Annotated in this window: 27 protein-coding genes and 1 rRNA gene; 20 read left to right on the forward strand and 8 right to left on the reverse strand. The window is 38.9% G+C overall.

The features are described 5' to 3' along the window. The first annotated feature begins 209 nt into the window (after positions 1-209). Positions 210-324, forward strand: a 5S ribosomal RNA gene (gene rrf / locus I6F10_RS17265). Positions 325-920: 596 nt separating this feature from the next. Here rrf and I6F10_RS17270 read toward each other — a convergent pair. The 4 genes from I6F10_RS17270 to hslR all read right to left on the reverse strand — a co-directional run bounded on the left by I6F10_RS17270 (position 921) and on the right by hslR (position 5,315). Continuing rightward, positions 921-2,042 (reverse strand): PepSY-associated TM helix domain-containing protein, encoded by a 1,122-nt coding sequence (locus I6F10_RS17270; RefSeq protein ID WP_197099178.1) that lies wholly within the window; start codon positions 2,040-2,042, stop codon positions 921-923. A 182-nt stretch (positions 2,043-2,224) separates the two neighbouring features. Next, the gene (locus I6F10_RS17275; protein WP_024605970.1) at positions 2,225-3,763 is read right to left on the reverse strand and encodes a phosphoenolpyruvate carboxykinase; all 1,539 of its coding nucleotides are present in this window, start codon (positions 3,761-3,763) and stop codon (positions 2,225-2,227) included. 271 nt (positions 3,764-4,034) lie between these two features. Further along, positions 4,035-4,880 carry an Hsp33 family molecular chaperone HslO gene (gene hslO / locus I6F10_RS17280; protein WP_002962025.1) on the reverse strand — a complete coding sequence of 282 codons (846 nt, stop codon included), beginning with the start codon at positions 4,878-4,880 and terminating at the stop codon, positions 4,035-4,037. 12 nt (positions 4,881-4,892) lie between these two features. Next, complete coding sequence (hslR, locus tag I6F10_RS17285) at positions 4,893-5,315, reverse strand: ribosome-associated heat shock protein Hsp15 (protein WP_002962027.1); 423 nt, start codon at positions 5,313-5,315, stop codon at positions 4,893-4,895. A 209-nt stretch (positions 5,316-5,524) separates the two neighbouring features. Between hslR and gspC the strand changes: the two genes are divergently transcribed. From gspC to I6F10_RS17350, 13 genes are all read left to right on the forward strand, one after another. After that, positions 5,525-6,466: a type II secretion system protein GspC gene (gene gspC / locus I6F10_RS17290; RefSeq protein WP_197099179.1), complete on the forward strand. Its 942-nt coding sequence runs from the start codon at positions 5,525-5,527 to the stop codon at positions 6,464-6,466. Between the two features lie 23 nt (positions 6,467-6,489). Beyond that, positions 6,490-8,553, forward strand: a complete 2,064-nt coding sequence (gene gspD, locus I6F10_RS17295; protein ID WP_039488559.1) for a type II secretion system secretin GspD — start codon at positions 6,490-6,492, stop codon at positions 8,551-8,553. Further along, complete coding sequence (gspE, locus tag I6F10_RS17300) at positions 8,546-10,111, forward strand: type II secretion system ATPase GspE (protein ID WP_002962032.1); 1,566 nt, start codon at positions 8,546-8,548, stop codon at positions 10,109-10,111. Before gspD ends, gspE begins: the two co-directional genes overlap by 8 nt. A gap of 2 nt (positions 10,112-10,113) precedes the next feature. Then, positions 10,114-11,349 carry a type II secretion system inner membrane protein GspF gene (gene gspF / locus I6F10_RS17305; protein WP_002962033.1) on the forward strand — a complete coding sequence of 412 codons (1,236 nt, stop codon included), beginning with the start codon at positions 10,114-10,116 and terminating at the stop codon, positions 11,347-11,349. A gap of 81 nt (positions 11,350-11,430) precedes the next feature. Next, positions 11,431-11,853, forward strand: a complete 423-nt coding sequence (gspG, locus tag I6F10_RS17310) for a type II secretion system major pseudopilin GspG (RefSeq protein ID WP_002962036.1) — start codon at positions 11,431-11,433, stop codon at positions 11,851-11,853. 49 nt (positions 11,854-11,902) lie between these two features. Beyond that, complete coding sequence (locus I6F10_RS17315; RefSeq protein WP_165744598.1) at positions 11,903-12,490, forward strand: type II secretion system protein; 588 nt, start codon at positions 11,903-11,905, stop codon at positions 12,488-12,490. Beyond that, positions 12,490-12,864 carry a type II secretion system minor pseudopilin GspI gene (gspI, locus tag I6F10_RS17320; protein ID WP_002962039.1) on the forward strand — a complete coding sequence of 125 codons (375 nt, stop codon included), beginning with the start codon at positions 12,490-12,492 and terminating at the stop codon, positions 12,862-12,864. The genes I6F10_RS17315 and gspI overlap by 1 nt, the downstream gene beginning before the upstream one ends. Beyond that, on the forward strand, positions 12,865-13,503 hold the full coding sequence (gene gspJ, locus I6F10_RS17325) for a type II secretion system minor pseudopilin GspJ (protein WP_165744596.1): 639 nt from the start codon (positions 12,865-12,867) through the stop codon (positions 13,501-13,503). Further along, positions 13,496-14,485, forward strand: coding sequence for a type II secretion system minor pseudopilin GspK (gene gspK / locus I6F10_RS17330; protein WP_165744594.1), 990 nt, complete (start codon positions 13,496-13,498; stop codon positions 14,483-14,485). Before gspJ ends, gspK begins: the two co-directional genes overlap by 8 nt. Beyond that, positions 14,482-15,690, forward strand: coding sequence for a type II secretion system protein GspL (gene gspL / locus I6F10_RS17335; protein WP_165744592.1), 1,209 nt, complete (start codon positions 14,482-14,484; stop codon positions 15,688-15,690). Before gspK ends, gspL begins: the two co-directional genes overlap by 4 nt. Beyond that, entirely contained in the window at positions 15,687-16,160 is a 474-nt protein-coding gene (gene gspM / locus I6F10_RS17340) for a type II secretion system protein GspM (RefSeq protein WP_024596393.1), read from the forward strand. Before gspL ends, gspM begins: the two co-directional genes overlap by 4 nt. A 3-nt stretch (positions 16,161-16,163) precedes the next feature. Beyond that, positions 16,164-16,922: a type II secretion system protein N gene (locus I6F10_RS17345; protein WP_165744590.1), complete on the forward strand. Its 759-nt coding sequence runs from the start codon at positions 16,164-16,166 to the stop codon at positions 16,920-16,922. A 22-nt stretch (positions 16,923-16,944) separates the two neighbouring features. After that, on the forward strand, positions 16,945-17,532 hold the full coding sequence (locus I6F10_RS17350) for a UPF0149 family protein (protein ID WP_165744588.1): 588 nt from the start codon (positions 16,945-16,947) through the stop codon (positions 17,530-17,532). Positions 17,533-17,559: 27 nt separating this feature from the next. On the opposite strand, the gene I6F10_RS17355 is transcribed toward I6F10_RS17350, so the two are convergent. Together I6F10_RS17355 and I6F10_RS20325 are read right to left on the reverse strand one after the other, a co-directional pair. After that, on the reverse strand, positions 17,560-17,766 hold the full coding sequence (locus I6F10_RS17355; protein ID WP_024605961.1) for a hypothetical protein: 207 nt from the start codon (positions 17,764-17,766) through the stop codon (positions 17,560-17,562). Beyond that, positions 17,766-18,125, reverse strand: a complete 360-nt coding sequence (locus I6F10_RS20325; protein WP_002962051.1) for a hypothetical protein — start codon at positions 18,123-18,125, stop codon at positions 17,766-17,768. The genes I6F10_RS17355 and I6F10_RS20325 overlap by 1 nt, the downstream gene beginning before the upstream one ends. A 288-nt stretch (positions 18,126-18,413) precedes the next feature. On the opposite strand from I6F10_RS20325, the gene ccoG reads away from it, so the two are divergent. From ccoG to I6F10_RS17380, 4 genes are all read left to right on the forward strand, one after another. Then, positions 18,414-19,844 carry a cytochrome c oxidase accessory protein CcoG gene (gene ccoG, locus I6F10_RS17365; RefSeq protein ID WP_024605960.1) on the forward strand — a complete coding sequence of 477 codons (1,431 nt, stop codon included), beginning with the start codon at positions 18,414-18,416 and terminating at the stop codon, positions 19,842-19,844. 85 nt (positions 19,845-19,929) lie between these two features. Then, positions 19,930-20,904 (forward strand): serine/threonine protein kinase, encoded by a 975-nt coding sequence (locus I6F10_RS17370; protein WP_024596396.1) that lies wholly within the window; start codon positions 19,930-19,932, stop codon positions 20,902-20,904. Positions 20,905-20,938: 34 nt separating this feature from the next. After that, positions 20,939-21,562, forward strand: a complete 624-nt coding sequence (locus I6F10_RS17375) for a thiol:disulfide interchange protein DsbA/DsbL (protein ID WP_165744586.1) — start codon at positions 20,939-20,941, stop codon at positions 21,560-21,562. Between the two features lie 16 nt (positions 21,563-21,578). After that, positions 21,579-22,217: a thiol:disulfide interchange protein DsbA/DsbL gene (locus I6F10_RS17380; protein WP_002962055.1), complete on the forward strand. Its 639-nt coding sequence runs from the start codon at positions 21,579-21,581 to the stop codon at positions 22,215-22,217. Between the two features lie 65 nt (positions 22,218-22,282). Here the strand turns inward: I6F10_RS17380 and trmA are convergent, their stop codons facing one another. After that, positions 22,283-23,380, reverse strand: coding sequence for a tRNA (uridine(54)-C5)-methyltransferase TrmA (gene trmA, locus I6F10_RS17385; protein ID WP_165744605.1), 1,098 nt, complete (start codon positions 23,378-23,380; stop codon positions 22,283-22,285). Positions 23,381-23,542: 162 nt separating this feature from the next. Between trmA and I6F10_RS17390 the strand changes: the two genes are divergently transcribed. Both I6F10_RS17390 and murI read left to right on the forward strand, forming a co-directional pair. Continuing rightward, positions 23,543-24,682 (forward strand): DUF5610 domain-containing protein, encoded by a 1,140-nt coding sequence (locus I6F10_RS17390; protein WP_182197436.1) that lies wholly within the window; start codon positions 23,543-23,545, stop codon positions 24,680-24,682. Between the two features lie 65 nt (positions 24,683-24,747). After that, positions 24,748-25,548 carry a glutamate racemase gene (gene murI / locus I6F10_RS17395; protein WP_197099180.1) on the forward strand — a complete coding sequence of 267 codons (801 nt, stop codon included), beginning with the start codon at positions 24,748-24,750 and terminating at the stop codon, positions 25,546-25,548. Here murI and I6F10_RS17400 read toward each other — a convergent pair. Continuing rightward, entirely contained in the window at positions 25,511-25,990 is a 480-nt protein-coding gene (locus I6F10_RS17400; protein ID WP_165744580.1) for an RNA recognition motif domain-containing protein, read from the reverse strand. The two genes, murI and I6F10_RS17400, sit on opposite strands and share 38 nt — an antisense overlap. Between the last annotated feature and the right edge of the window lie 656 nt (positions 25,991-26,646).

Raw genomic sequence — 26,646 nt, forward strand, 5'->3', positions numbered from 1 at the left:
GATGTGGAAGTGGTGTGAGCCATTAAGCTAACTTGTACTAATTACCCGTGAGGCTTAACCATACAACGCCAAACGCGTTTTATGCGACAGTTTAGACAGAAGTTAATATAACTAAAGTAGAAATTACTTAAAGAAAGACTTAAAAAATATTATCAGATATTTTCCAAATTCAGTTAATGCGTAGAGATACGAATTAACGCCCAAATTTGCTTGGTGACAATAGCGTTTTGGACCCACCTGACTCCATGCCGAACTCAGTAGTGAAACGAAACAGCGCCGATGATAGTGTAGCATTTGCTATGTGAAAGTAGGACATTACCAGGCTTCAAATTGTAGAGAGCCCGACTAGAAATAGTCGGGCTTTTTTACGTCTGAAGAAAAGTGAAATACGCGCAATTAATAGGCACTCACATCAGCACCCATCGCGTAGGTCGGGCGATCGTAGCGACTCCCGACGTCAAAAGCATCAAAAACCTTCGCTCGACAATGAGTGGTAGCATTTGTACTATGGGTAAATAATACCAATTGGTTTAACATCTGACCTAATTAAAAGCGTTAATTATCTGGTCTTGTGATAAGTATTGAACATGATCTTTAAGCCTTTATATACGCTTTGGGTAGGTTACTGAAGAGAATAAAAGTAGTTATGCAGAGGTTGATATAGAGGTTCACGCATAGAACTTAAATCTAATGGGCATGAGGTTTTTAAATAATAGTGTTCATGGAGTGCCTATCTAAACTTGCAGTATTAACTACCCTTCATTAATTGTTTTATAGCCAGATAGGCGTTTAGGGGCTGCTTTAATTTCATATGTACTGAGCGTTATTAATTTTTAACCCTAAGATTAACGAAGGCCATATACTTTATATTAAAAACTATCGACAAGACTTACTGAAAAGCAATTCATGTACTCCTTCAACTAAAGTTTATTTTGTATTCTCTTGGTTCTAACTAACCACCTATATACGCCGATAATGAACAATGCAGCAGATCCGAAGCCACTTAACACCCAAATGACTTTTAAAATGTTACCGCCAATGCTGCCGTCATGTAGAGGGTGTATCCAGTTTTTTATTTTACTAGCCGTACTTTGCTTATCTATATTAAACACGCTCTCTAACTTTCCTGTAAGTGCATTAACCTCTATATAGCTATGTGGAAAGCGATACGAAGGATCGTTTACAGTTTGAAATCTTAATCTGTAAATAGCATTTAAGTTTGATGGTGTTTCAATCCAAGCTAAACGCGCATTCGGTAATGCTTTTTCAGCTATTAATACCGCTTGTGATAAAGAAATATCGGTTTGTTTGCTCGGTTGAATTTGTGTTTTTGGTGGGGAGTTTATATCGCTAACTAGAGCGGTTAATATAGGATCTGTTTGTTTTGGAATAGCGAGCATAACACCTGTAACAGTTAAAGCTAGTAGCGGTATGCAGAAGGTTAAACCAATTAGTCTATGCCAGTCGTATAGCAAACCTATTTTAGAGCTACGAGATTTAAATCTTAGTGTCTTTACCCACTGCCCAGGCTTTGGAAACCAAGCAAAGAACCCAGAGATAAGAAGAACTATTGAGGCTATGCCTATATAGCCAACGACGAGAGTGCCCGTTGCTCCTGTTAGTAATGAAAAATGTAAGTTGTACATCCAAGTTACTAAGTATTTCCCCCAATAATTTTTACGTATTACTTTATCACTACTGCTAGATAGCCATACCATTAAGGGGGCAAAGCCTTGCTCTTTTGTTTCTATTGGATTGTAGTATCGCGCGGGAATTACTGAGTTTATACCTGTGTTTTCTAATCGCCATGGCCCTTGCTTTGAAGGGAAATTGGCTCTTAGCGTATTATATGCTTGATCCCAATTAGGCGTTTTTATGTTTGTAGTAGCGTCATTTTCTGGATTTAGCAGTAAGTCTATTTGCGGATAGTAAACTAATATAGAGCCAGAAAGAGTGATAATAGTAAGTAAAACACCTACTGATAGGCCTAAGTATAAATGTAACCGCCTGAATGTTTTTCGCCATGAAAGCTTTAGTGTCATTAATTAAATAGCCGTAATGAGTAATGCAGGTTTATTGGGTATAAAGGAATGATTAATTACGCGGTATATTATATGGTTTTTGATATGAGTTGTGCGGCATTTTGTCGCACTTAGTAAATTAGGTATTTAGAAAGTAAAACGCCAGCCCTTGGTTGGCGTTAGAATACAAGCTTGAAGCTTATTTAAGCTTTAGGCCCTGCATTTTTTATATCGTCAGATACGTCATACTTAGCAAAGTTTTCAGTGAAGTCAGCGGCAAGTTTTGCTGCATATTCATTGTACTTAGCTTTATCTTCCCACGTATTTATAGGATTAAGTAAGTTAGTATCTACACCTGGAACTGCTACCGGTACATCTAGGTTTAAAACATCAATGTGCTGAGTTTCAACACCGGCTAATTTACCAGATACGATTGCATCAACTACTGCGCGAGTAGTCGGAATATCAAAGCGCTTACCTGTGCCGTAAGGACCGCCAGTCCAACCTGTATTCACAAGGTATACTTTAGCGCCAAACTCGCGTACACGCTTCATAAGAAGCTCAGCGTAAACACCAGCAGGACGTGGGAAGAATGGCGCACCAAAGCAGGTTGAAAACGTTGATTCAATATCGCTAGTAGAGCCAATCTCAGTTGAGCCAACTTTAGCTGTGTATCCACTTAAGAAGTGAAAGGCAGCCGCTTCTTCGCTAAGAACAGATACCGGTGGTAATACACCGCTTACATCACAAGTTAAAAATACAACAGCTTTTGGTTCGCCTGCGCGGTTTTCAATTTTACGTTTTTCAACATGTTCAAGTGGATATGCTGCACGGCTATTTTGAGTAAGGCTAGTATCGTTAAAATCTGGAACGCCTTTTTCATCTAGCACTACATTCTCTAAAATAGTACCAAAGCGAATTGCATTCCAAATTACAGGTTCGTTCTTTTGTGACAGGTCGATACATTTAGCATAGCAACCGCCTTCAATATTAAACACGCTTCCAGGTGCCCAACCGTGTTCGTCATCACCAATTAAAAAGCGAGTAGGATCTGCTGAAAGAGTTGTTTTGCCCGTACCAGATAAACCGAAGAATAATGCTGTATCGCCTGCTTCACCAACGTTAGCAGAACAGTGCATTGGTAATACACCTTTTGCTGGTAGTAGGAAGTTTTGTACAGAAAACATCGATTTTTTCATTTCACCGGCGTAGCGCATACCTGCTAGTAATACTTTACGCTGTGCAAAGTTAATAATAACGGTGCCATCGCTATTTGTGCCATCACGTTCCGGCTCGCATACAAACGAAGGAACGTTCATTACTTGCCATTGTGGTAAGTTTGAAGCGTTATAGTTTTGTGGTTCGATAAACATGTTTTTGGCAAAAATATGGTGCCACGCTGTTTCTGTAGTTACGACTACAGGTAGATAATGCTCAGGGTCAGCGCCAACTTCTAGGTGAGAGGTGAAGTGGTCATTACTTTGAACATGTGCTTCTACGCGAGCCCATAATGCGTCAAATTTTTCTGCATCAAATGGGCGGTTAACGTTGCCCCATTGAATGTCATCTTGAGTTGTTGCTTCTTGAACAATAAAACGATCTTTTGGTGAACGGCCAGTTCGTTTTCCTGTAATTGCAACAAAAGCACCATTTGCGGCTAAAGTACCTTCGCCACGGCGGATCGCATGCTCGACAAGTTCAGCTGCGGTTAAATCGACAAAACGTGTAGCGCCTGTAGTCATGTTTATACCTAACTATAATGTGTGAGAGTTTGAACGGGATAGCTCTGGGGTTATCAGTGCCCTTAAGCTGAAATTATAGTAACAGAAGGTTTTGAGATATTCGAGCCCGTAAAGCCTCTAAAAACACATATATTTGCTAAAAAACATGAATAATTTCAATGATACCGGTGTCAGTAAATTAACAAAATTCATGACACCGGTATCATCTTTTTATAATATAAAACCGCATATTTTGCGGCTTTAATTACTATATATAAATGAAGCTGAACATTTAGTTGAAAATGCTTTTTATGTCTTGTTCGTTAAAAACATACTCTTTTAAACAGTAATGACAGTTAATGTTAACAGTCCCTTTCTCAGCTACATCTTTGAGTAGTTCTTCTTGTCCAATATTAACAAGTGCAGTAATTGTTTTATCACGACTACAACCACATTTGAATTTAATAGCTTGAGGTTCAAATACGCGAGGATTATCTTCGTGATAAAGACGTGTAAGAACAGTGTTCGCATCTAAGTGTAACAACTCTTCATTTTTAATCGTGTTACTTAATGCTTCTAGGTGTGCAAAGTCTTCAATTGATTTTTGTTTATCAACTGGAAGCACTTGTAAAAATAGACCACATGCTTTTGCGCTACCTTCAGTAGTGTCAGTTGCAAACCAAAGACGTGTTTTTAGCTGCTCAGATTGCTCAAAGTAACTTTCGATACATTCACTAAGAGTATCATGCTCTAGCGGCACTATACCCTGGTAGCGCTCACCTTTTTCAGGGGTAATAGTGATTACCATATAGCCTTGGCCAATAAGCTCTTTTACAGTTGTGCCCGTAATTTCGCTTTGCAGGCGTGCAATGCCACGCATATTTTGTTTGTCATCACCATTTATAACAGCATATTTAACTGGGCCATCACCTTGAAGCTGTACAGCAATTTCACCTTCAAACTTTAAGGTGGCAGTAAGTAAACAGGTTGCAACGAGTAACTCACCAAGTAATGCTTTAACAGGGTCTGGGTAATTATGGTCGGCAATCATTTCATTATAAGCACTCTCGATTTGTACGAGTTCGCCACGAACATCTAGTTCGTTGAATAAATAACGGTGAAGTAAATCTTGTTGCATGAGCGGCTATACCTAACTTGATTTCATTTTTAAAAGTTCGCGTCTTTGCTTTTTATCCGGTTTTTTATCCGGATGGGGGGCAAAAAAGCTGTTATTTTTGCGTGCGATGCTGTTCTCTTCGCGTTTAGCAATACTGGCATCAGATTCTTGATACATGGTCTGTGCAATGGGGGCGCTTTGGCGTTTTTCAAGCACTGAGAGTATGGTTATCAGCTTTTCATCTACTCCTTGTGCAAGTTTTATGTTTGCGCCAACTTCTACTATTTTACTCGCTTTTGTACGTTGTCCATTATAATGCACTTTACCGCCTTGTACCATTTCACGTGCAATAGCACGAGTTTTATAAAATCGCGCAGCCCACAACCATTTATCTAATCGAACTTTTAACCCATCCGCATGGTCTGAGTTGGTATTAGCATTACTTTTTTTACTCATAAGGCATTTCCCCACGTTTTATAGCTTAAAATTTATCATGAAATCATCGTAGGATGAAGGTATTACAACAGCCGTTTACTTTTTATACGGTTATGTAAAGTTAATTTAATCTGTTTACAAAGTTTAATATTAGTGTGCTTGTTGAAAGAAAAATGAAAGGGTACTATGGGTACGCGCTAACGCAGTAAATTAAAATAAGAACACTATTTATGGAACAGCAAATCCAACAACTAAAACAATTTTTAACTCGTTTACCGCATGCTAAGTTAAGTGCATTAGTGACACTCTTAGTTGTTGTTTATCTTGCATTTTTATTATCAAAACTTGTTTGGCTTTTGTGGCCAAAACCACCGATAACTCTGCTTACCCCTAGCCATCATGCTAATCAGTCATCTGGTGCGAGTAATAACTCTGCGCAGCATATTGTTGAGCAATTCTTATTTGGTAAAAAAACTGTAACAAACAACAATAATACTGCAAAGCAATCGCAGGTTATAAACAACGCGCCAGAAACACGCCTAAGTATAAATTTAACCGGTATTGTAGCGGTTAATAACGATGATAAAGCAGGTATCGCAATTATTGAATCACAAGGTAAGCAAGTAAGCTATCTTGTTGAAGAAGTTGTATTAGGCACGCGTGCTGAAGTAGCACAAATATTACCAGATCGCGTTATTTTGAATGTTAATGGGCGTTTTGAGACATTGATGCTTGATGGGCTCGATTTTAATAAAACGGTATCTATGCCAGTACTCGCTGCCCGTGATGATGCTGAAATGGGTCCGCAAAAAGTAGAGCCAAGTGAACTACAAATAGATGCTACTGCAGATCCAGACGTTAAAGAAGCAATTATAGAAACACGTGAAGAACTGCTCGAAGAGCCAGGCAAATTATTTGACTATATACGTGTTTCACAAGCTATGAATGATGGCGAACTAATCGGATATCGTTTAAGTCCAGGTAAAGAGCCTGAACTGTTTAAACAAATGGGATTAAAAAATAACGATTTGGCTATTTCTATAAATGGCTATCAATTAACAGATTTAAAACAGGCTATGTCAGCTATCAACGAGCTGCGTAATAGTACAGATGCCAATATCACTATAGAACGTGATGGTGAACAAATCGATGTGCAATTTAGTCTGCAATAATTTAGCTTTGGAGTTTTAATATAATGGTTCAGGTGCTACACCTCAAAAAAATTAAAAAAGGGTTAGCTAAGTACGCAGCACTTTTTTTGGCGGCAAGTATTTCTTTGTCTGTTTCTGCTGTTGAATATGCTGCTAACTTTAAAGGAACTGATATCAACGAGTTTATTAATATTGTTGGTAAAAACCTTAATAAAACAGTGATTATTGACCCTAACGTGCGCGGCAAAGTAAATGTTCGCAGCTATGAGTTAATGGACGAAGCACTTTATTATCAGTTCTTCTTAAATGTATTGGAAGTTTATGGCTACTCAGCTGTTGAAATGGACAATGGCATAATTAAGATAGAAAAAAGTTCAGACGCCAAAAAATCAAATGTACCACTTATTGACGAAGGTAGTGAAGCTAGCGGCGACATGATGATTACACGTGTTGTACGTGTTAAAAATGTAAGTGTACAAGAGCTTGGCCCTTTGGTTCGTCAATTTAGCGATCAAAAAGATGGTGGTCACGTTGCCAACTTTAATGCGGCTAACGTTATGATGCTAACGGGTCATGCAGCATCGGTTAATCGCTTAGTTGAGATTATTCGCTCTGTTGATCAGGCGGGTGACAAGCGTGTAGACATCGTTAAGCTTAAATATGCGACGGCAGATGATGTTGTCTCTGTGGTAGATAATATTTATAAAGACAGCGGTAAAGGCAGTGTACCTGAATTCTTAATTCCAAAAGTTGTGGCTGATGGCCGAACTAATAGCGTTATTGTAAGTGGTGAAGGCCAAGCACGTACACGTGCTATTGAGCTCATTAAGCGCTTAGATGGTGAGCTAGAAAGCCAAGGTAACACCAAGGTGTTTTACTTAAATTATGCTAAAGCTGAAGATTTAGTCAAAGTATTACAGGGTGTTAGTAAGTCCCTTGTTGAAGATGCACAAGGCGGTACTACTAAAACTCGTAGCAGAAGCAATAATGAAAGCAGTATAGAGTCTCACCCTGACTCAAACTCATTAATTATTACCGCACAGCCAGACACAATGCGATCACTTGAATCTGTAATTGAACGCCTTGATATTCGCCGTGCCCAAGTACTAGTTGAAGCCATTATTATTGAAGTTATGGAAGGCGACGGGGTTAATTTAGGCCTGCAGTGGATTTCTGAGCAGGGCGGTATGCTGCAGTTTAACAACGGCACTACGGTTCCCGTGGGTTCATTAGCTGTTGCTGCAGAGCAAGCACAAGATACAACCGTAACTAAAACTATCATTGGTACAGAAACTGGAACCGTTACTAGTTATGACGAAACGACTGAGGGTGACTATGATGCGCTTGCTTCATTGCTAAGTGGCATTAATGGTTTAGCGCTAGGCGTTGTTAAAAATGATTGGGGCGCAATTATTCAGGCTGTTGCCACTGATACAAATTCAAATATATTGGCTACCCCTTCTATTACTACAATGGATAACGAAGAAGCCTCTATTTTAGTCGGTCAAGAAGTGCCTATTATTACAGGCTCACAAACGGGCAGTAATAATGCTAACCCATTTCAAACAGTTGAGCGTCAAGAAGTCGGTATTAAACTGATAGTTACGCCACAGATTAACGATGGCTCTGCAGTACAACTTACTATTGAGCAAGAAGTATCGAGTGTAAGTGGTGCAACTGCTGTTGATATTTCAGTTAATAAACGTGCAATTAAAACAACGGTTATGGCCGATGATGGCGGTATGGTTGTACTTGGCGGTTTAATTGACGAAGACGTACAAGAAAGTGTTTCTAAGGTACCGTTATTAGGCGATATCCCTATTTTAGGTCACCTGTTTAGATCAACAAATACAACGCGTCGTAAGCGTAATCTTATTGTATTTATTCGGCCAACCATTATTCGTGATGGCGTAAGCATGAATAAGTTAAGCTTTAATAAATATAACTTTATTCGTGGTGAGCAGTTTAAACAAAAAGAAGACGGTATTGAGTTAATGCCAATGACAGATACGCCTATTTTACCTGAGTGGAATGACGAACTAGTACTTCCACCTACGTATGAAGAGTCTCTACGTAAACAAAATGCACAAGAGCGTAAAGATGACTAATGCGATTCAAGAGATAAACCAAGATGTGGTTCATCCTCAAACGCATAATCAGGATGAGCTATTAACGAGTGATGTGTTAGTTGAGTTACCAGCAAAGCGTTTGCCATTTTCCTATGCAAGACGCGCAGGTGTGTTGCTTGGTAAAAACAAAGATCATCGTATAGTTTACTACCGTGGTGAGCTAGATGTGGAAGTACTATTAGAAGTACGCCGTATCGCAGGCCATGGTTTTACACTTGAGCAATTGGATGATGATAAATTTGAGCTATTGCTTGAAGCGTCATACCAACGTGATAGCTCTGAAACACAACAAATGATGGAAGATATTGGCAACGAGGTTGATTTATTCTCGCTTGCTGATGAGCTCCCGCAAACGGAAGATTTACTTGCTGGTGACGATGATGCGCCAATCATCAAGCTTATTAATGCCATGCTAAGTGAAGCGATTAAAGAAGGGGCTTCTGATATTCATATCGAAACCTTCGAGCAAGAGCTTGTTATTCGCTTTAGGGTCGATGGCGTGCTTAAAGAAGTACTTAAGCCTAATCGTAAACTTGCATCGTTACTTGTATCTCGTATTAAAGTAATGGCTAAGCTTGATATAGCCGAAAAACGTATTCCACAAGATGGTCGTATTAGTTTACGTATTGCTGGGCGTGCAGTTGATGTGCGTGTATCTACAATGCCATCGAGCTTTGGTGAGCGCGTAGTACTGCGTTTACTTGACAAGAACAACGCGCGCTTAAACCTTGAAGATTTAGGTATGACCGCAGAAAATCGCGCTTTGTTTTCAGATTTAATTAGTAAACCCCACGGCATTATTTTGGTAACAGGGCCAACGGGTTCTGGTAAAAGTACCACTTTATACGCTGGTATGAGCCAAATTAACTCACGCGATCGTAATATTCTTACCGTTGAAGATCCGATAGAGTACGAAATTCCAGGCATTGGGCAAACACAAGTTAATGCAAAAGTTGATATGACATTTGCACGTGGTTTACGTGCAATATTACGTCAAGATCCTGATGTAGTAATGGTGGGTGAAATACGCGACCTTGAAACTGCGCAAATTGGTGTTCAAGCGTCACTTACCGGTCACCTTGTTATGTCTACTTTGCATACAAATACCGCATCGGGTGCAATTACACGTATGGAAGATATGGGTGTTGAACCCTTTTTACTTTCATCGTCGTTACTCGGTGTGTTATCGCAACGCTTAGTACGTACGTTATGTAATACCTGTAAAGAAGGTCACACGGCTGATGAGCATGAATGCCAGCTGTTAGGGGTTCCTTTTGAAAGCCAACCGACAATCTATCGAGCGGTGGGGTGTGAAGAGTGTAACTTTAATGGTTACCGTGGTCGTACAGGTATTCATGAGTTACTTGTAGTTGATGAAACCATACGCGAAATGATTCACAACGGTAAAGGCGAGCAAAGCGTAGAAAAATACATTCGTAAGCGCAGCCCAAGTATTCGCCAAGATGGGTGTAGCCGTGTACTGGCAGGCAAAACAACGCTTGAAGAAGTATTGCGTGTTACCCGTGAGGAAGGTTAACTATGGCGGCGTTTGAATATCGTGCCTTAGATGGCCGAGGTAAAGAAAAAAAAGGCATTTTAGAAGCCGATACAGCTAAACAAATCCGCCAAACTTTACGTGATCAAAAACTAACGCCGCTTGAAGTTGTTCCTGCGGCGCAAAGTGATAAACAGGTCAAAGGCGAAAAAGCCCCTTTACTCGGTGGCTTTTTTAAGCCGACAATTTCAACCTCAGACCTAGCATTAATTACAAGGCAATTAGCAACACTTATTCAATCGGCACTTCCTGTTGAAGGCGCTGTTATGGCGGTTGCTGAGCAATGCGAAAAGCCGCGTTTAAAGCGGATGCTTATGTCGGTACGCTCAAAAGTAGTTGAAGGTTACACCCTTGCCGATGGTCTTAGTGAGTTTCCTCATGTTTTTGACGATTTATATCGTGCAATGGTAGCCGCAGGCGAAAAGTCGGGTCACCTTGACCAAGTACTTAATCGTTTAGCCGACTATACCGAGCAGCGCCAACATATGCGTAGCCAAATAACTCAGGCTATGGTTTACCCTATTATATTAGTGGTATTTGCAATTGGTATTGTGTCGGTATTACTGGGTACCGTAGTACCAAAAATATTAAAAACGTTTGAAAAAACGAAACAAGTACTTCCTTGGACAACCGAATGGGTTATGGCAGGCAGCCATTTTGTGCAAAATTATTGGTTTATTAGTTTAATAGCTATTACAGCTATAGCCATTGGTATTAAGCATGCACTTAAGCAGCCTAAAATACGTTTTTGGTGGGATGACCGAGTGCTACATATGCCAGGTATAGGTAAAGTGGCTCGTGGTATTAACACCGCACGTTTTGCGCGTACTTTAAGTATTTTATCGTCAAGCTCGGTACCATTACTTGAAGGAATGCGTATTTCGGGTGGCGTATTAATTAACGAAAAAATTAAAAAAGCGGTTGCAGATGCATCCGATAGAGTGAGTGAGGGTGCAAGCTTAAGAGCTGCACTTCAGCAAACTAAGTTGTTTCCACCAATGATGCTGCATATGATAGCAAGTGGTGAAAAATCAGGTGAACTAGAGCAAATGTTAGAGCGTGCTGCAAATAACCAAGATCGCGAATTTGAGAGCATGGTTAATGTATCGCTTAAACTACTAGAGCCTGCGATGATCGCCTCAATGGCGGTTATTGTATTATTTATAGTAATGGCAATATTGCAGCCAATAATGGCGATGAATAAAGCTGTTGGACTTTAAGTTAGAATAAATTTTTAAATATATTAGTGGTTTTACCTAAACCATTTTTACTTAATGTTTTTAGAATAATGAGGTAATTACGTGAATAAACAATCAGGTTTTTCTTTACTAGAAGTGATGGTGGTACTGGTTATCATCGGGATGATTATGTCAATTGTTGCACCTAACATTATGGGTCAGCAAGAAGAGGCTGCTATTGATAAAGCACATCTAGATATCCAGCAATTAGAAGATGCAATGAGCTTATACAAGCTTAAAAATAAGAGCTACCCAAGCACAGAGCAAGGTCTTGAAGCGCTAGTTACCCAAACAAGCATTGAACCGGTTCCAAAACGTTTCCCTGATGGTGGCTTTATTAATGAATTACCAGAAGATCCTTGGGGTAATACTTATCAGTTAATTAGCCCAGGTGAAATTGGCAAGTTTGATATTTTTTCTATGGGCCCAGACGGTGAAGCAGGTACTGATGACGATATCGGTAACTGGGACGAAGAAAAACAATAATGCCTAGGTACACCGTTCTGTATGAACATGTTAATGCTAGAGGCTTGCTATGAAAGCAAGCCTTATGCAGCGCCATGCAAAAAGCAGAGGCTTTAGTTTAATAGAAATTTTAGTGGTATTAGTGATCATCGCTTTTGCCACCAAAATGGTGGTATATAGCTTAGAAGGCGGTGCTGAGGAGGAGTTAGATACTCAAGCACTAAGGCTGCATACCACCATTAATATGGCATCGGAATTTGCCATTTTAAACCAAGTTGAATTGGGCTTATTAGTAGAAGAAAATACATTAGAGTATTTAGTTTTCGATGGTGAAAAGTGGATTACTTTTGACCGTGAAGATCTTTTTAAACCAATAGAATTAGACGAAAGATTAAAGCTCACTCTTAACTTAGAAGATTTAGCGTGGGCGCAAGATAACCTCTTAGAGCAATCTAACTGGCGCGAGCTTATGAGTGGCGGCGATGAAGACAGCTTGCTTGAGCTAAAAAAGTTAAAAATCCCACAAGTACTTATTTTATCATCAGGTGAGGTAAGCGCGTTTCAACTTATATTAGAGTTAAAAGAGCAAAGCGAGCCTGTGTATTACATTGAAGGTGAATTTACTGCACCAGTAAACTTTCGCCGAGAGCCAGAATAATGAAGCGCACTAAAGGGTTTACCTTATTAGAGGTGTTAGTGGCATTAAGTATTTGTGCCATGGCGGGTATAGCTGCAATGCAAGCAACAAGCGAGCATATACACCATTTAACGACTATTGAAGAGCAAACCTATGCATCTTGGGTCGCCGAAAACGTTATTATTGAACAGCGTACTAAAGGCGAACAATGGCAAGGTAAAAATAACCTTAAAGGCAGCGAAGTAATGGGCGGTGTTGAATGGTTTTGGCAGCAAGAAGTTACAGCGACTGCTGACAAAAGCTTTGTAAAACTAACCATAAATGTTTTTACGGATGAAAAATATGAGCATTCAGCATATGAGTTATCAACGTATTTAAATAAAGGCAAAAAGTAAGTGAAGCAGCGCGGGTTTACATTACTTGAAGTTATGGTTGCACTGGGTATTTTAGCTTTTGTTATTATTGCTACGCATCAAATACTCGAGACGACAACAAGAGCAAAAGATGCCTCCGATGAAAAGATTGCTGAGCTAAATGGATTGCAAACAACATTTAGATTAATGGATCAAGATTTTAGCCAAATGACCAAACGCGCAGTTCGCAATGAGTCGGGTGATGTTCAAGAACAATATTTACTTGCTGGTCGTTACGTTTTAGAAAGCCAATACGATGGTATCGCGTTTGTACGAGATGGCTGGATAAATCCAATTAACTTATTGCCACGTTCAGAACTACAAGCTGTTGGTTATAGAGTGATTGACGATAACCTTGAGCGTGTTTATCGGGTTTATGTTGATCAGCTTGATAATATGGAGCCGCGAGTTCAACGTGTGCTAGAAAATATTGAAGAACTTAAGTTTGAGTTTTTAGATGATAAAAACGAATGGCAAGAACAGTGGGAAATTAAAGCCCTCCCTAAAGCGGTTGCTGTTACGTTGCAACAAATAGAAGCAGAGCCAATTCGTCGTGTATTTTTAGTTCCTGGGCAAGGCAAAGTTGTTGCTACACAAACTACGGATGTGAATAATGGTTAAGCAGCAATCATCGCGCGGCGCAGCACTTGTTATTGTTTTGTTTATTGTGGCATTAGCGGCTATTTTAGCAGTAGAAATGAGTGCTAATTTAATGGTTCAAGTGCAAAAAAGTACAAACTTGCAAGGTCACCAACAAGCTAAATGGTACGCCTACGGTGCAGAAGAGCTTGCTATTAAAGGGCTAATACAAAGTAAAAAAGATGATGCCGATAAAACAACACTCGATCAAGTGTGGGCAACTCAAGGAGATGCTTCATACCCTGTTGATAACGGCACGTTAAGTGGCAAAATTACAGATTTACAAGCATGTTTAAATTTAAATGCGTTAGCCATAGCGCCAGAAGAAAATAGCGCAAGTAAAACAAACCCTGCACATAAAGCACTCTTTGCATTACTTGAAAACATTGAAGATTTACCTGCTGACGAATCAGAAGAGACGATGGCAGATAGTGTGTTTGATTGGCTTGATGAGAACAGTATTACGTATCGCTCAGGTGCAGAAGAAGACGAGTACTTATCACGAGATTTTCCGTATATGACAGCCAATAGTTTATTTGCATCAACATCGGAGCTGCGTTTAGTTAAGGGCTTTAACCCATTAGTGATGGAAAAAGTATTGCCATATGTATGTGTAATACCAGGCAGTACGCTTTTATCTATTAACGTAAATACATTATTGCCAGAGCAAGCGCTCATACTCAGTGCCTTGATAGAAAGCTTAAGCTTATCTGGCGCAGAAGCGGTGTTAGGCGCAAGACAGCAAACTGGCTTTGACACCATCGATGAATTTTTTGAACAGGTGAAGCAGCAAGGCGGTACTAATACTGACTCAATAAAAAGTCTATTTAGTATTAAAAGCGAATATTTTAAATTACAAACGCAGGCAAACTTTGTCGACCTGCGTTTTTCGATGACCACATTACTGCACGCTAAAGACGGCGACGTAACGATACTGGCGCGAAAATTTGGAGGCGTACAGTGACAGAAATACTGTTGATCCGCACGGGTCAAACCGAACAAGAATTACTTAACTGGTTAATTTACTCACCACAAGAACAAGAAATAATAGCCAGTGGCGAGTTACCAAATGCAGAGCATTTAAGTGAGCTAAGCGAAAAAGCACTTACCCGAGAAGTTGTCGTGTTATTACCCAGTGACCAAGTGCAATTAAAAACGGTCGCTTTGCCAACAAAATGGAATCGCAAGCTTGAGCAAGCATTGCCATACATGCTTGAAGAAGATATAGCATGTGACGTAGATGAACTGTTTATAGCAGTAGCGCAGCCGACAATGCTTGGTGAGCAACATGCAATTCGTGTAGCAATGACAGACCGTGAATGGTTTGAACAATGGCTCGCATTATTTGCTGAGCATAATCTATCAGTATACAGAATATTACCCGATGCTTTGTTGTTACCGCTTGCAGATGATGGTGCCGTAACTGCTATTGAGCTCAACAACCAATGGTTGTTTAAGCAAGGGCAATGGCATATTAGTGCGGTTGAATCTAGTTGGTTGAATGGCTATTTAACAGCCATGGGTAACCCCGACATTAAACATTTTAGTCCTGCTAATCAGTTTCCTGAAAGCGTTAACTTACAAGCCCAAACAAGCGATTACGACTTACCTTTAGCATTATTTGCAAAACAGTTAGATAGCGTTAATTTTAACTTACGCCAAGGTATGTATCAGCTTAAAAAACAAAGCGCTTTGTGGTGGGGTTACTGGAAAGGTGCCGCAATTATAGCAAGTGTTGCATTGGTTTCTACAATTACAATAAAAGCTATTGAGTTACACCAACTTAATACACAAGTAGAAGTAGCTAAAGCTCAAGTAGTCGACAGATATCAAAAAGCATTTCCGGGAACTAAAGTTCGCCCTAATCTAATTAAAAGCCAAATTAAAGGCGCGTTAGATAAAATACAAGGCTCAAGTGAATCCGGCTTTTTAGACTTAACGGCTAATTTGGTTGATGTATTTTCGCAAGTCAGCGAATTTACACCTGAAACACTTCGTTATGACAAACGTCGTAATGAGCTGCGCATTCGTGCACGGGCTAAAGACTTCCAAACTTTTGGTAAAGTAAAAATCATACTTGAAAAGCAAGGTTTAACTGTTGAGCAAGGGTCTTTAAATAATGACGGTGATTATGTCGTAGGCGAAATTAAACTGCGAGGTGCAGTATGAAAAAGCAGTTAATGAAACAGTGGCGTTCGCTTAAAGAGCAAGAACAACAATTGGTAATGGTCGCTGGTGGCGTGTTTATTATCTTTGTTTTAGTAATGGGGATATTTAGGCCATTAAATAACGCGATAGAAAAAGCACAGCAATCTCAAATTAAACAACAAGAGCTATTAGCTTGGGTTGATGACAGTATTGTTAAGCTAAAGGCTGCAGGCAACACCAGTGTTGCTAGCAATACAAACTTAAGCCAAGTGGTAAACTCTACTCGTGGACGCTATAAAATCAATATTAGTAAAATGCAGCCCAGTAGTGATTCACTTCGTTTGACGCTTGACTCAGTAGAGTTTAATCAGTTAATAGAATGGCTAGATGAGCTAGTAAATCAGCATGGTTTAAAAATTGAAAATTTAGATTTAAGTCGCGATGATAAATCAGGCTATGTGCGCGTAAGCCGTTTAGTATTAGAGAATTAATTAATGAAAAAAATAATAACGTTATCGGCTGTCTTTTTAATTAGTTTTATTGTGTTTTGTATTATTAAATTACCAGCACATATTGCACTAGATATAGCAAAACCGTACTTTCCAAAGCAATTAGAAGTAGGCCAAACTGTAGGCACTGTTTGGCAAGGTCAAATGATGCAAGTTCGTTTTGATGGTGAACAGTTAAATAATGTGCGTTGGGATATTGCAGGCTGGAAATTATTTACAGGCAAACTAAATGCGAACATAAAATTTGGTAATCCACGAGAACGCAGTGATATTTCGGGTTACGCAGATGTAAGTTATGGGTTTTTTAATAAAAAAGTAATAGTGACTGATGCCCTAGTACGCTCCACTGTAGAGCGTGCAATGCAGCGTGTGCAACTTCCTCTGCCTGTTACCGCTAAAGGGCGTGTGATTTTAGAGCTTGATGAATACAGCTCAGGCGCACCTTATTGTGATTCACTAAAAGGTGAAATAGCGAGCCCTGATATTGATGTTCAAGGTTTAAATGGATGGTTTAATATTGGACCTCTAGCTGGTAAGTTAAGCTGTAAGTCGGGTGATGTTGCTATATTAATTGACCCAGATAATACGCTTGGCCTTGAGGCAGATGCTACACTTAAAGCTAATTTCGACTTTAGAGTGGCAGGTTATGTAAAACCAGATGCCAACTTACCTAAAGATGTACATGATGCGGTTAAGTTTTTAGGCCGACCAGATAACCAAGGTCGCTACCCGCTCAACTTTTAATGTTTTAATATAAAGAGTTTTAATGCAAATACCCCAATTTACTGAGTTGCACGCAAAGCAGCTCAGCTCATTTTTAAATACCCAATCTCAAGCAATGACCCTTGTACAAAGCCAAGGCTATTTATTTGGTGTAATTTGTTCGCCCAACCCATTAGATGTACATGAGTGGCTTGAGCAGATATTGCCAAACACAGCTGATGATTTAGATGAAGAAATGCTTTTTTTGTTTATGGCGCTTTATCACAAAATTAGTGAGCAGGTGTTCGAAACTGGATATAAATTACCAGACACATTTGATGCGGAATTTTGTAAGTCGTGGAGTAAAGGCTTCTTAGTTGCAACGAAAGCTTATGCAGAACCTTTGTTAAATGCACCGCAATTAGACGTTGATTTTAAACAAGCACTAGAAAGTGCGTTAAGCACACTAAGCTTTTTTGCACTCGACCAGCTAGCAATAGCTCAGATTGCCAAACAAAATAACATGACAATAGAAGCTTTGTGTCAGTATCAGTATGAATCTATGGGTGACTTTGCATTAGGGTTTGCTGAACTAATTGAAGTGGTCGCAATTAATAGCGGCTTGATAACCGACGAGAGTTGGGAAGAGTAATTATTAATACTAGGCGCTTAGTTTAATCTAAGTGCCTAGCTCTAATATAATATCCGTACAGCCTTGTTTGCACTTTACTATGCCTTTACCAGGCTCGCTGGTGGCTAAATCAAGTGTTAAAACCCCATTACACTTCTCACACTCTAATGTTTTGCCTTGCGCTAATTGCTTGAGCATATTGCGCTGCTTATGAAATGAGTCGCTTGCTTTTTTATTTAATCCTGAAAAATCCACTACTTTGCTCGCTTTTGTTCTAATGCTTCAGTCACTATTTTACATACCGTATTTAAACGGTCGTCATAAAAATAAAGGTTTAAGTCACGCTCACGACAATAGCGTAGGTGAAATAACTGAACAGAGTCATCTGTTGTAAACGTTTTTTCTACATACTCACCTTCAGATTCAGATAGTTTAAGTTGACTGCTGATCCTATTTTTAGCCATATTTGCAGCTGGGCTTCTATTGACCTTGCTTGCATCACTTAAAAAGCCGATGCCTTCACCTAGTAACCTTTCGCGAGGTTCTTTTATAAGTGGGTGATCGATTGTAAAAAAGGCAAGGATCACAACTACCAAAATAATAAATTTTTTCATGGATACGTAAACCTTGATCTAAGTAGGGTTGAATTACCATGCAGTGTAATAAACTGCATTTTAAAAGCAAGTAACTGGGATGAATAAATTATTAGTAATCTATACCAGTAATTTTAACCAACATTGTTATAATGGTTAACAGCAGTCAGATATTTCTGAAATATCTGAAAGTATTCGAGAAGGCAATTTATTAAAGTAAATATGCCTAGCAAGTAACTTGCTAGCTTTAAGTATAGAGTGCTTGAGTATTGCTGGATTTTTATTTCCAAGCGGCGTTGAGGAACTTCGATGGACAAGCAAATTAAAGTAAAGAATATCCCTGTAGAGGTGAAAATCCAAAAACCGGATTTAAGCCGTCAAGATGATAGGTTCAATCCCCGAAATCGTATTTATGTGCGTGCTGTAAAAGGCCTACATCAATTACTTAGACAGCGCATTGGCTTCTTAGGCCTGCTTGCGTTTATGTTACTACCTTGGATTAATTTTAATGGCCAGCAAGCTGTGCTGTTTGATCTAATTGGTCAAAAATACAATATTTTTGGTTTAACGCTATGGCCTCAAGATTTTACTATATTAGCGTTTATCTTTATGTTGGCAGCATTTGCGTTGTTTTTAGTGACTACCTTCTATGGACGGGTGTGGTGTGGCTACACATGTCCGCAAACTGTTTGGACTTTTATTTTTATTTGGTTCGAAGAAAAGCTTGAAGGCACGGCTAATCAACGTAAAAAACTCGATCAACGACCCATGAATTTTGATAAGTTTTGGCGTAAGACGGCAAAGCATACTAGTTGGGTATTGTTTTCGTTGTATACCGCAATTTCTTTTGTTGGTTATTTTACGCCAATAAGGGAGTTACTCCCTGACTTTGTAACGTTTGATATAGGCGGTTATGCACTAGTCAGCATTATTTTCTTTGCTGCGTGTACCTATGGTAATGCCGGTTGGATGCGAGAAATTATGTGTTTACACATTTGCCCTTACTCTCGTTTTCAATCAGCTATGTTTGATAAAGACACATACACAGTAACGTACGACGAAAGCCGAGGTGAAAGCCGTGGTCCTCGTTCACGTAAAGTAGACCATAAAGATTTAGAGTTAGGCGACTGTATAGACTGTAACTTGTGCGTTCAAGTGTGCCCAACAGGTATTGATATTAGAAATGGGCTACAAGCTGAGTGTATCAACTGTGGTGCATGTATTGATGCGTGTGATGGCGTAATGGATAAAATGGAATATCCGCGTGGGCTTATTTCATATACGACTGAGCGAAATCTCGAAACCCCAGAAAATAAAACGAATCCACTGCGAGCTAAAATTATTGGTTACACGGTCATACTTGTTGTGCTTACGGGAGCGCTTGTCGCTAATATAGCACTGCGTAAAACAATGGACTTTGATATTATTCGTGACCGAAACCAATTATATCGTGTCGATTTTGATGGTTTAGTAGAGAACACCTATACATTAAAGGTAATTAATAAAGCGCAGTACGAGCAAACCTTTAATATTAAAGTACAAGGGTTAGATAACTTTAAGTATATTGGTAAGCAGTCATTTACTGTGCAGGCAGGGGAATCTCATAACGTACCATTGTCACTTGTAATGGACCCTTATGATTTGAAGGCGCCGATGACTGAGTTTAACTTTGTGCTTTCACCGGTAGATGAGCCGGATGAGACAATATCGCAGTCGAGTAACTTTTTTAAAGCGCGATAATCGCAACTTACCTTAATTAGCTAAGTTGATATAGCAATTAACAAAAGCGGGTATATAACCCGCTTTTATTTTATATAAGAAGAGTATGAGTAAATTTAGTTTTATTGACTTAACACCTGATCTAATACTCGATGCAATAGAAAGCGTAGGTGTGTATGCCGAATCTGGTTTATTAGCGCTCAATAGCTATGAAAACAGAGTGTACCAATTTAAAGCGGATGATGGCCTGCGTTACGTAGTGAAGTTTTATCGCCCAGAGCGCTGGAGTAAAGAGCAAATTCAAGAAGAGCATGACTTTGCATTTGAACTAGCGGATGCAGAAGTACCCGTTGTTGCCCCTATTTTATATAATGGACAAAGCTTATTTGAACACGAAGGGTATTTGTTTGTGTTGTTTCCAAGTGTAGGCGGGCGTTTATTTGAGGTTGATAATTTAGATCAGCTTGATGTAATGGGGCGATTGATTGGCCGTATGCACCAAGTAGCTAAAACAAAACCTTTTACTTACAGGCCAACAGTTACCTGCGAGGAGTATTTGCATACAGCCAAAGTTCATCTTCAAAAAAGTAACTTAGTGCCCATGGGAATAAATACTGCTTTTTATACTATTTTAGATTTAGTGATAGAGCAGGCGCAAAAACAGTATAAAGATGTGCAAAGTATTCGCTTACATGGTGACTGCCACGTTGGTAATATTTTATGGGCAGGTGATGCGCTAATGTTTGTTGATTTAGATGACAGCCGCCAAGGTCCTGCAATCCAAGATTTATGGATGATGCTCAGTGGCGATAGAGCGACGCAACTGTTACAGTTAGACACCCTTGTAAATGCGTATGAAGAGTTTTGTGATTTTGATCACTCTCAACTCAAATTAATTGAACCGCTGCGAGCAATGCGTATTATTCATTATATGGGATGGGTAGCTAAACGATGGAGTGATCCTGCTTTTGTGCGGAACTTTACATGGTTTGCTGATGACAAATACTGGGAGCAACAAATTTTAGCACTGAAAGAGCAACTTGCAGCATTGCAAGAAGCACCGTTAAAGTTATTGCCGTAATATTTTATTTAAAGACAAGTACAACGAGATACAAATGCTTAAAAAATTAAAACTGAGTTTATTGCTTTTATGTTTACCATTTGCAGCACTTGCTGCACAGTTTGAAGTTGATAATCAATACACTGTTATAGATGTAGACAAAAGCAAGTCACCGCAAGTAACTGAGTTTTTCTCATTTTACTGTCCACATTGCTTTAAGTTTGAAGCAGTAGCAAAAGCAATTGAAAAAGGCTTGCCAGAAGGCGCTGAGTTTATTAAAAACCACGTTAACTTTTTAGGTGGCGTGTCACCACAAGCACAAAGTAATTTAAGCTTTGCTTACTTAATTGGTAAGCAGCATGGTCAGGCGCAAAGTATTAGCGATCAAATTTTTAAAAGTATCCATGTTCAACGTGCACCATTAACTGAAATGAAAGACGTTAAAAAATTACTTGAAGTAAATGGTATTGATAGCGCAACATTTGATCAAGAGATTGCAAGCATGCCTGTTATTTCAGCTGAGCAAGCAATGCAAAACAAACAGAATAAATATTCAAAATTAGGCGCACTTACAGGTGTACCTACTTTTATTGTTAACGATAAATATAAAATAAACCTCAACACCATCAAAAATCAAAAAGAACTTGATGAGTTAGTAGCGTTTTTATTAGCACTATAAATTTCGGAGTATAATAATGATTAAATTAGTTAAAGCAGGTTTGCTTGCAATATTACTTCCTATGGCAGCAACAAGCTTTGCAGCAACGTATGAAGAAGGCGTGCATTACGACGTAGTTTCTGAGCGTGCAACTAAAAAGCCAGAGGTTAAAGAGTTCTTCTCATTTTACTGCCCTGCATGTAATAACATGGAAGCACTAATTGGTGAGTTTAAGCCTAAGCTTGATAAAAACGTTAAATTTAAAAAGAGCCATGTTGATTTTGTAGGTGTACGTGACCCAGAAAACCAACAGATGATGAGCCAAGCATTGGCGACAGCTGAAGTGCTTCCACAAAAAGATCAGATTATTTCTGCAATCTTTAATCATATCCATACAAAGCGCGCTAAATTTAATGAGCTTGCAGATGTAAAAGATATATTTGTAGCGCAGGGCGTTGATGGTGATAAGTTTGATAAGCTGTTTAAAAGCTTCTCGGTACGTACGCTGAGCTCTAAAATGAAACGCGATCAAGACTACTTTAAAGAAAAAGGCGCACTACGTGGCGTACCTACCTTTATTGTAAATGGTAAGTACAAATTAAACCTAGGTCGTGAGTCGGGTATTACTAAACCTGAAGACATTAGCAAATTAATAAATTACTTAGCTAACAAGTAACTTTAGCTAAAACAAAAAAAGCTCCTTAAGGAGCTTTTTTTATGGGTAACGTTTACTGAGCGTATTTATTTGCGCTGTAAGAAAACGCCCGACTCAATGTGATGCGTATAAGGGAACTGATCAAATATAGCAAAGCGCTTAACGTTATGCGTACGTGTTAAGTGATCAAGGTCACGCTCAAGGGTTTCAGGATTACACGATATATAAATTATGCTTTCGTAGTTAGCCACTAAGTCACACGTTAATTCATCCATGCCCGCGCGCGGTGGATCAACTAATATGGTTTGGCAGTCATAGCTTTTAAGGTCAATACCGTCTAAACGAGAGAAAGTACGCTCGCCATTCATTGCTTGGGTAAACTCTTCACTCGACATACGAATAATATCTAAGTTCTCTACATTATTTTTAGCAATGTTGTACTGAGCAGAGTGAACAGATGATTTTGATATTTCCGTCGCTAATACTTTATTAAAAGAACCCGCTAATGCAATTGAAAAGTTACCGTTACCGCAATACAGTTCTAGTAAATCATTTTTAAGTGGTTTACATAAATCTTGTGCCCACTCCAGCATATTAATATTTACTTTTGCATTAGGCTGAGTAAAGCTATTTTCTACTTGTTGATATATAAGCTCTTGGCCATTAACTGTTAAATGTTCAGTTACAAAGTCATCACCAAGTACTTCTTTTTGTTTGCGTGCACGGCCAATAAAATCAATTTTGTATTTACTGCTAAGCTTTTCTTTAAGTGCTTTAATTTCACTTAACCATTCATCATCCAGTGGTTTGTGATAAAGCAAGCTTACTAAAATTTCACCGCTTAGCGTTGATAGGTAATCGATTTGAAATAACTTACGGCGTAATATTTCACAAGGCTTAAGATTTTCAATCATCACCTGCATTATTTCACTTACTAGAGGCGCTGCTGGGTCAAATGTATCAACACGGATTTTTTCTTTTGTTTGTTGATCAAACATAATGTGAAACAGATCGTCACCGTCGTGCCATACTCTAAATTCAGCACGTTGGCGGTAGTTAGTTGGCTCTGAGCTAAATACTTCTAGTTGCTCCACACCAAAACGTTGAAACTGTGCACTAATACGCTGCTCTTTTTCACTTAACTGCGCTTGGTACTGTGTGGTATCTATTTTAATAACTGCCATTAACGCTACTACCTTATCTAAGATCTGTTTATCGGCGCTATTGTAGGGAGCGCTGCGTATTTGTCTAGTTTTGGCTAGCATTTATGCTGTTTTATTGAACATTGTACTTTAGTTTTTGTTGTTATAGCCGATAATAAACTACGCACGCTTAGGAGACGAATCATGAAAATAGGTAATTATGGCTTTACGCCAAACAACAACATCAATAAATTCAATAATAAAGCTGATATACAGCAACCTACAATTACGTCTCCTCAAGATAGCTATCAACAACGAGGCCGAGAGTTGGCTGCAAAGGTGCTTGGCGATAAAATGGCTGAGCAGCTTGGATTACCTATCGCAGAAAAAAAAGCAGATAAACCACTATTTGATTTTGATGAAATAGTAAAAAACGTACTCGATTTTGTAAGTAGTGCTGTAAATAAAGCAAAAGCTAACGGCGCTGATGACGAAAAGCTCAAAGATATGCTAGGCGATGCGCGCAAAGGAGTCCAAATAGGGATTGATGACGCTGTTGATGAACTCAAAGGTACTGGCGTATTTAATGATGACATGGAAGAGGGCATTAATAAGTCCAAAGAGGGAATTTACAATGGACTGGATAAGTTTGAAGAGTCGTTATTTAACCCACAACCTGCCAGCGTAAATATAAGCCAGGCTCAATATGTCAGTATGACTAGCAATGCAGAGTATAAATTCACTACCGCAGAAGGCGATGAGGTAAGTATTAGCTTTGCTGATGCATTTGAATCTCAATCGGCAAGTGGCTATCAGCAAAACAGTAATAGTGAGTCGTTTGCAAGCTCATCATCGCAATCTCGACAGGTATCATTTTCGATGTCGGTAAATGGTGACTTAAACGAGCAAGAGCAAGAAGCTATTAATGCGATGATGGAAGACTTACAAGATTTAAGTAAAACCTTTTTTGGTGGTGATTTAGATGAAGCATTTGAACAAGCGCAAGAGCTGAGTTTAGACAGCGATCAGCTGGTGGCTTTTTCTATGGATTTACGCCAAACAAAAACAATAGCAACAGTTAAAAGCTATGAAGAATATAAACCAGCACCAGAAAAACAAGTAGCAGAGGGGTTAGCCCCTTTTAATGACGACCTTAAAAATGCTTTTGAAAAAGCGGGTGAGCTTGGATTACAAAATCAGCTAGCTGGCATTCTCCAATGGTTAAATCAAGATCAGGAACAAATAGATAAGTTAGTAGATTATACAAAGTCTATGTTCGAAAACCTTAATCAGTTAAATTCAGCAGCCGACAGGCTTACTGATTTAGAAGCCACGCAAAGTTAAACTACTTTCTTTTATAAAAACCTCATGGCAAACTGCCGATCTTAAAGTAAAGTAGGAACGGTAGTTTGTCAGCGCATATAATGGTCTTTGATTCAGGTATTGGTGGAACTACTGTACTTGAACATATCAAGCAAAGTATCCCCAATGCTCAGTACAGCTATTTTATGGATAATGCATTACTACCTTATGGTGCTCAGTCCCAACAAACTATAATTAACCGATTATGTTCACTTATTCATTTCATCAAAGCCAACACGCTTAACGTCGATTTAATTGTAATAGCGTGTAACACCGCTTCTACATCTGCACTCAGCGCTGTTCGCCAAATTACGGATATTCCTATTGTAGGTGTTGTGCCAGCAATAAAGCCTGCGGCAGAATTAACACGCTCAAATCATATTGGCTTGTTAGCCACACCGGCAACGGTCGCCAGTTCATACACAAAAACATTAATTGCTGAACATGCACGTAATGTAATCGTTAACCTTTATAGCAGTGTTGAATTAGTAACGTTAGCTGAGGAATGCTTTTTTACAGGCTCTTTCGATACAAATAAATTGTATCAAGTACTTGATGAACTACATATAGATAAAACTATAGATGTACTTGTACTAGGGTGTACGCACTTTCCGATATTAGCAGGGCCGATTAGTCAGTACTTTGAAGGGAATGTAAAATTACTTGATTCAGGTGTAGCGATAGCAAATAGAGTCAACTTCCTACTTAACCAACTTAACTTATGTGTGGATAAACAAACAGACATAAAAAAGCCGCTGCAATATTATGCAACGGCTGATGTGTTTAGCAATAAGCTAGCGGTAAAGCTAGTTACACTGACTGATCCGTCTCAGTACGTAGAGCATTAGAATCATCTTCTTGTTTTTGTTTTGCTTCACGTACCTTTAAAGTACGTTGTTGGAACTCGCTATCGTTCAAGTTATCAATTGCATTGTCTGCATCAGCTTGCGCCATTTCAACAAAACCAAATCCACGACGTTTGCCAGTATTCTTATCCTTTAATAAACGAACATTGAATACTTTGCCTTGTTCTTCAAATAATGCACGAACCACACCTTCGTTTGCACGATAAGGAAGGTTACCAACATAAAGCGTTTTTGTTTTAACTTCAGCTTCTTCAGTCACATCAGATGATATTGCAGCAATAGCAATCGCACCTATTAATAAACCAGCACCAAATAGTAATGCAGGGTTTAAAGCTAAGCCGCCTAAAGCAAACTCAACAACAACAAAACCAACTACAGCAAGAATAACAGAGAAGATAAAAGATTTTTGATCGGGTAATTTCATTTTAGATCTACCAATAAACAGGAAATAAACATTAATTTAACATTGTGAACTTGCTATCTTAACGCCTAAATCAAACATAGCAATGATATTTGTATTAAATAATAAATAAGAGCATAAAAAAGCATCATCTTAGACGGGTTTTCATGTGGTTTTACGTGGTTCTGTTCTATTTTTGTTCGAACAGTAAAAAGATCTAAAAAAAGGGTTGATCTGTTTTCGGATCTCCCTATAATGCGACCCCACTGAGACGGGAAACGCCAACGCATAGCGAGGCACGAACTACTCAGAGAGTTAAATAAAACTTCGGTTTTAAATCTTCTAAAAAGAAAGTTTAAAACTAAGTGTTGACTCAAAAAATAAAGGGTGTATTATNTAAGTGTTGACTCAAAAAATAAAGGGTGTATTATTCGCATCCCTTGAGACGCCAAAGCGACTCAAAACGTTCTTTAACAATATAAAGCAATCATCTGTGTGGGCACTCGTACAGATTGAGTTCTAACAGCCAAGCTACTTCGTTCTTTATTGAGCAAGTAATGAGGCAAACAAATTAGAGTCTCAATTGAAAACTGAGTGACCAACAGAATAGTTATTTCGGTAATTATTCGGCACAGTCAATTCAATATCGAAAGATATTAAAATAAATTCAGAATTCATTG

The organism is Pseudoalteromonas sp. SWYJZ98 (assembly GCF_015864495.1).
Classification (GTDB): Bacteria; Pseudomonadota; Gammaproteobacteria; order Enterobacterales; family Alteromonadaceae; genus Pseudoalteromonas; species Pseudoalteromonas distincta.

Bases quoted from the DNA above. Each gene is read 5' to 3' on its own strand.
- I6F10_RS17270 (WP_197099178.1), bottom strand. From the start codon at position 2,042: ATGACACTAAAGCTTTCATGGCGAAAAACATTCAGGCGGTTACATTTA.
- I6F10_RS17275 (WP_024605970.1), bottom strand. From the start codon at position 3,763: ATGACTACAGGCGCTACACGTTTTGTCGATTTAACCGCAGCTGAACTT.
- hslO (WP_002962025.1), bottom strand. From the start codon at position 4,880: ATGCAACAAGATTTACTTCACCGTTATTTATTCAACGAACTAGATGTT.
- hslR (WP_002962027.1), bottom strand. From the start codon at position 5,315: ATGAGTAAAAAAAGTAATGCTAATACCAACTCAGACCATGCGGATGGG.
- gspC (WP_197099179.1), top strand. From the start codon at position 5,525: ATGGAACAGCAAATCCAACAACTAAAACAATTTTTAACTCGTTTACCG.
- gspD (WP_039488559.1), top strand. From the start codon at position 6,490: ATGGTTCAGGTGCTACACCTCAAAAAAATTAAAAAAGGGTTAGCTAAG.
- gspE (WP_002962032.1), top strand. From the start codon at position 8,546: ATGACTAATGCGATTCAAGAGATAAACCAAGATGTGGTTCATCCTCAA.
- gspF (WP_002962033.1), top strand. From the start codon at position 10,114: ATGGCGGCGTTTGAATATCGTGCCTTAGATGGCCGAGGTAAAGAAAAA.
- I6F10_RS17315 (WP_165744598.1), top strand. From the start codon at position 11,903: ATGAAAGCAAGCCTTATGCAGCGCCATGCAAAAAGCAGAGGCTTTAGT.
- gspI (WP_002962039.1), top strand. From the start codon at position 12,490: ATGAAGCGCACTAAAGGGTTTACCTTATTAGAGGTGTTAGTGGCATTA.
- gspK (WP_165744594.1), top strand. From the start codon at position 13,496: ATGGTTAAGCAGCAATCATCGCGCGGCGCAGCACTTGTTATTGTTTTG.
- gspM (WP_024596393.1), top strand. From the start codon at position 15,687: ATGAAAAAGCAGTTAATGAAACAGTGGCGTTCGCTTAAAGAGCAAGAA.
- I6F10_RS17345 (WP_165744590.1), top strand. From the start codon at position 16,164: ATGAAAAAAATAATAACGTTATCGGCTGTCTTTTTAATTAGTTTTATT.
- I6F10_RS17350 (WP_165744588.1), top strand. From the start codon at position 16,945: ATGCAAATACCCCAATTTACTGAGTTGCACGCAAAGCAGCTCAGCTCA.
- I6F10_RS20325 (WP_002962051.1), bottom strand. From the start codon at position 18,125: ATGAAAAAATTTATTATTTTGGTAGTTGTGATCCTTGCCTTTTTTACA.
- ccoG (WP_024605960.1), top strand. From the start codon at position 18,414: ATGGACAAGCAAATTAAAGTAAAGAATATCCCTGTAGAGGTGAAAATC.
- I6F10_RS17370 (WP_024596396.1), top strand. From the start codon at position 19,930: ATGAGTAAATTTAGTTTTATTGACTTAACACCTGATCTAATACTCGAT.
- I6F10_RS17375 (WP_165744586.1), top strand. From the start codon at position 20,939: ATGCTTAAAAAATTAAAACTGAGTTTATTGCTTTTATGTTTACCATTT.
- I6F10_RS17380 (WP_002962055.1), top strand. From the start codon at position 21,579: ATGATTAAATTAGTTAAAGCAGGTTTGCTTGCAATATTACTTCCTATG.
- trmA (WP_165744605.1), bottom strand. From the start codon at position 23,380: ATGGCAGTTATTAAAATAGATACCACACAGTACCAAGCGCAGTTAAGT.
- I6F10_RS17390 (WP_182197436.1), top strand. From the start codon at position 23,543: ATGAAAATAGGTAATTATGGCTTTACGCCAAACAACAACATCAATAAA.
- I6F10_RS17400 (WP_165744580.1), bottom strand. From the start codon at position 25,990: ATGAAATTACCCGATCAAAAATCTTTTATCTTCTCTGTTATTCTTGCT.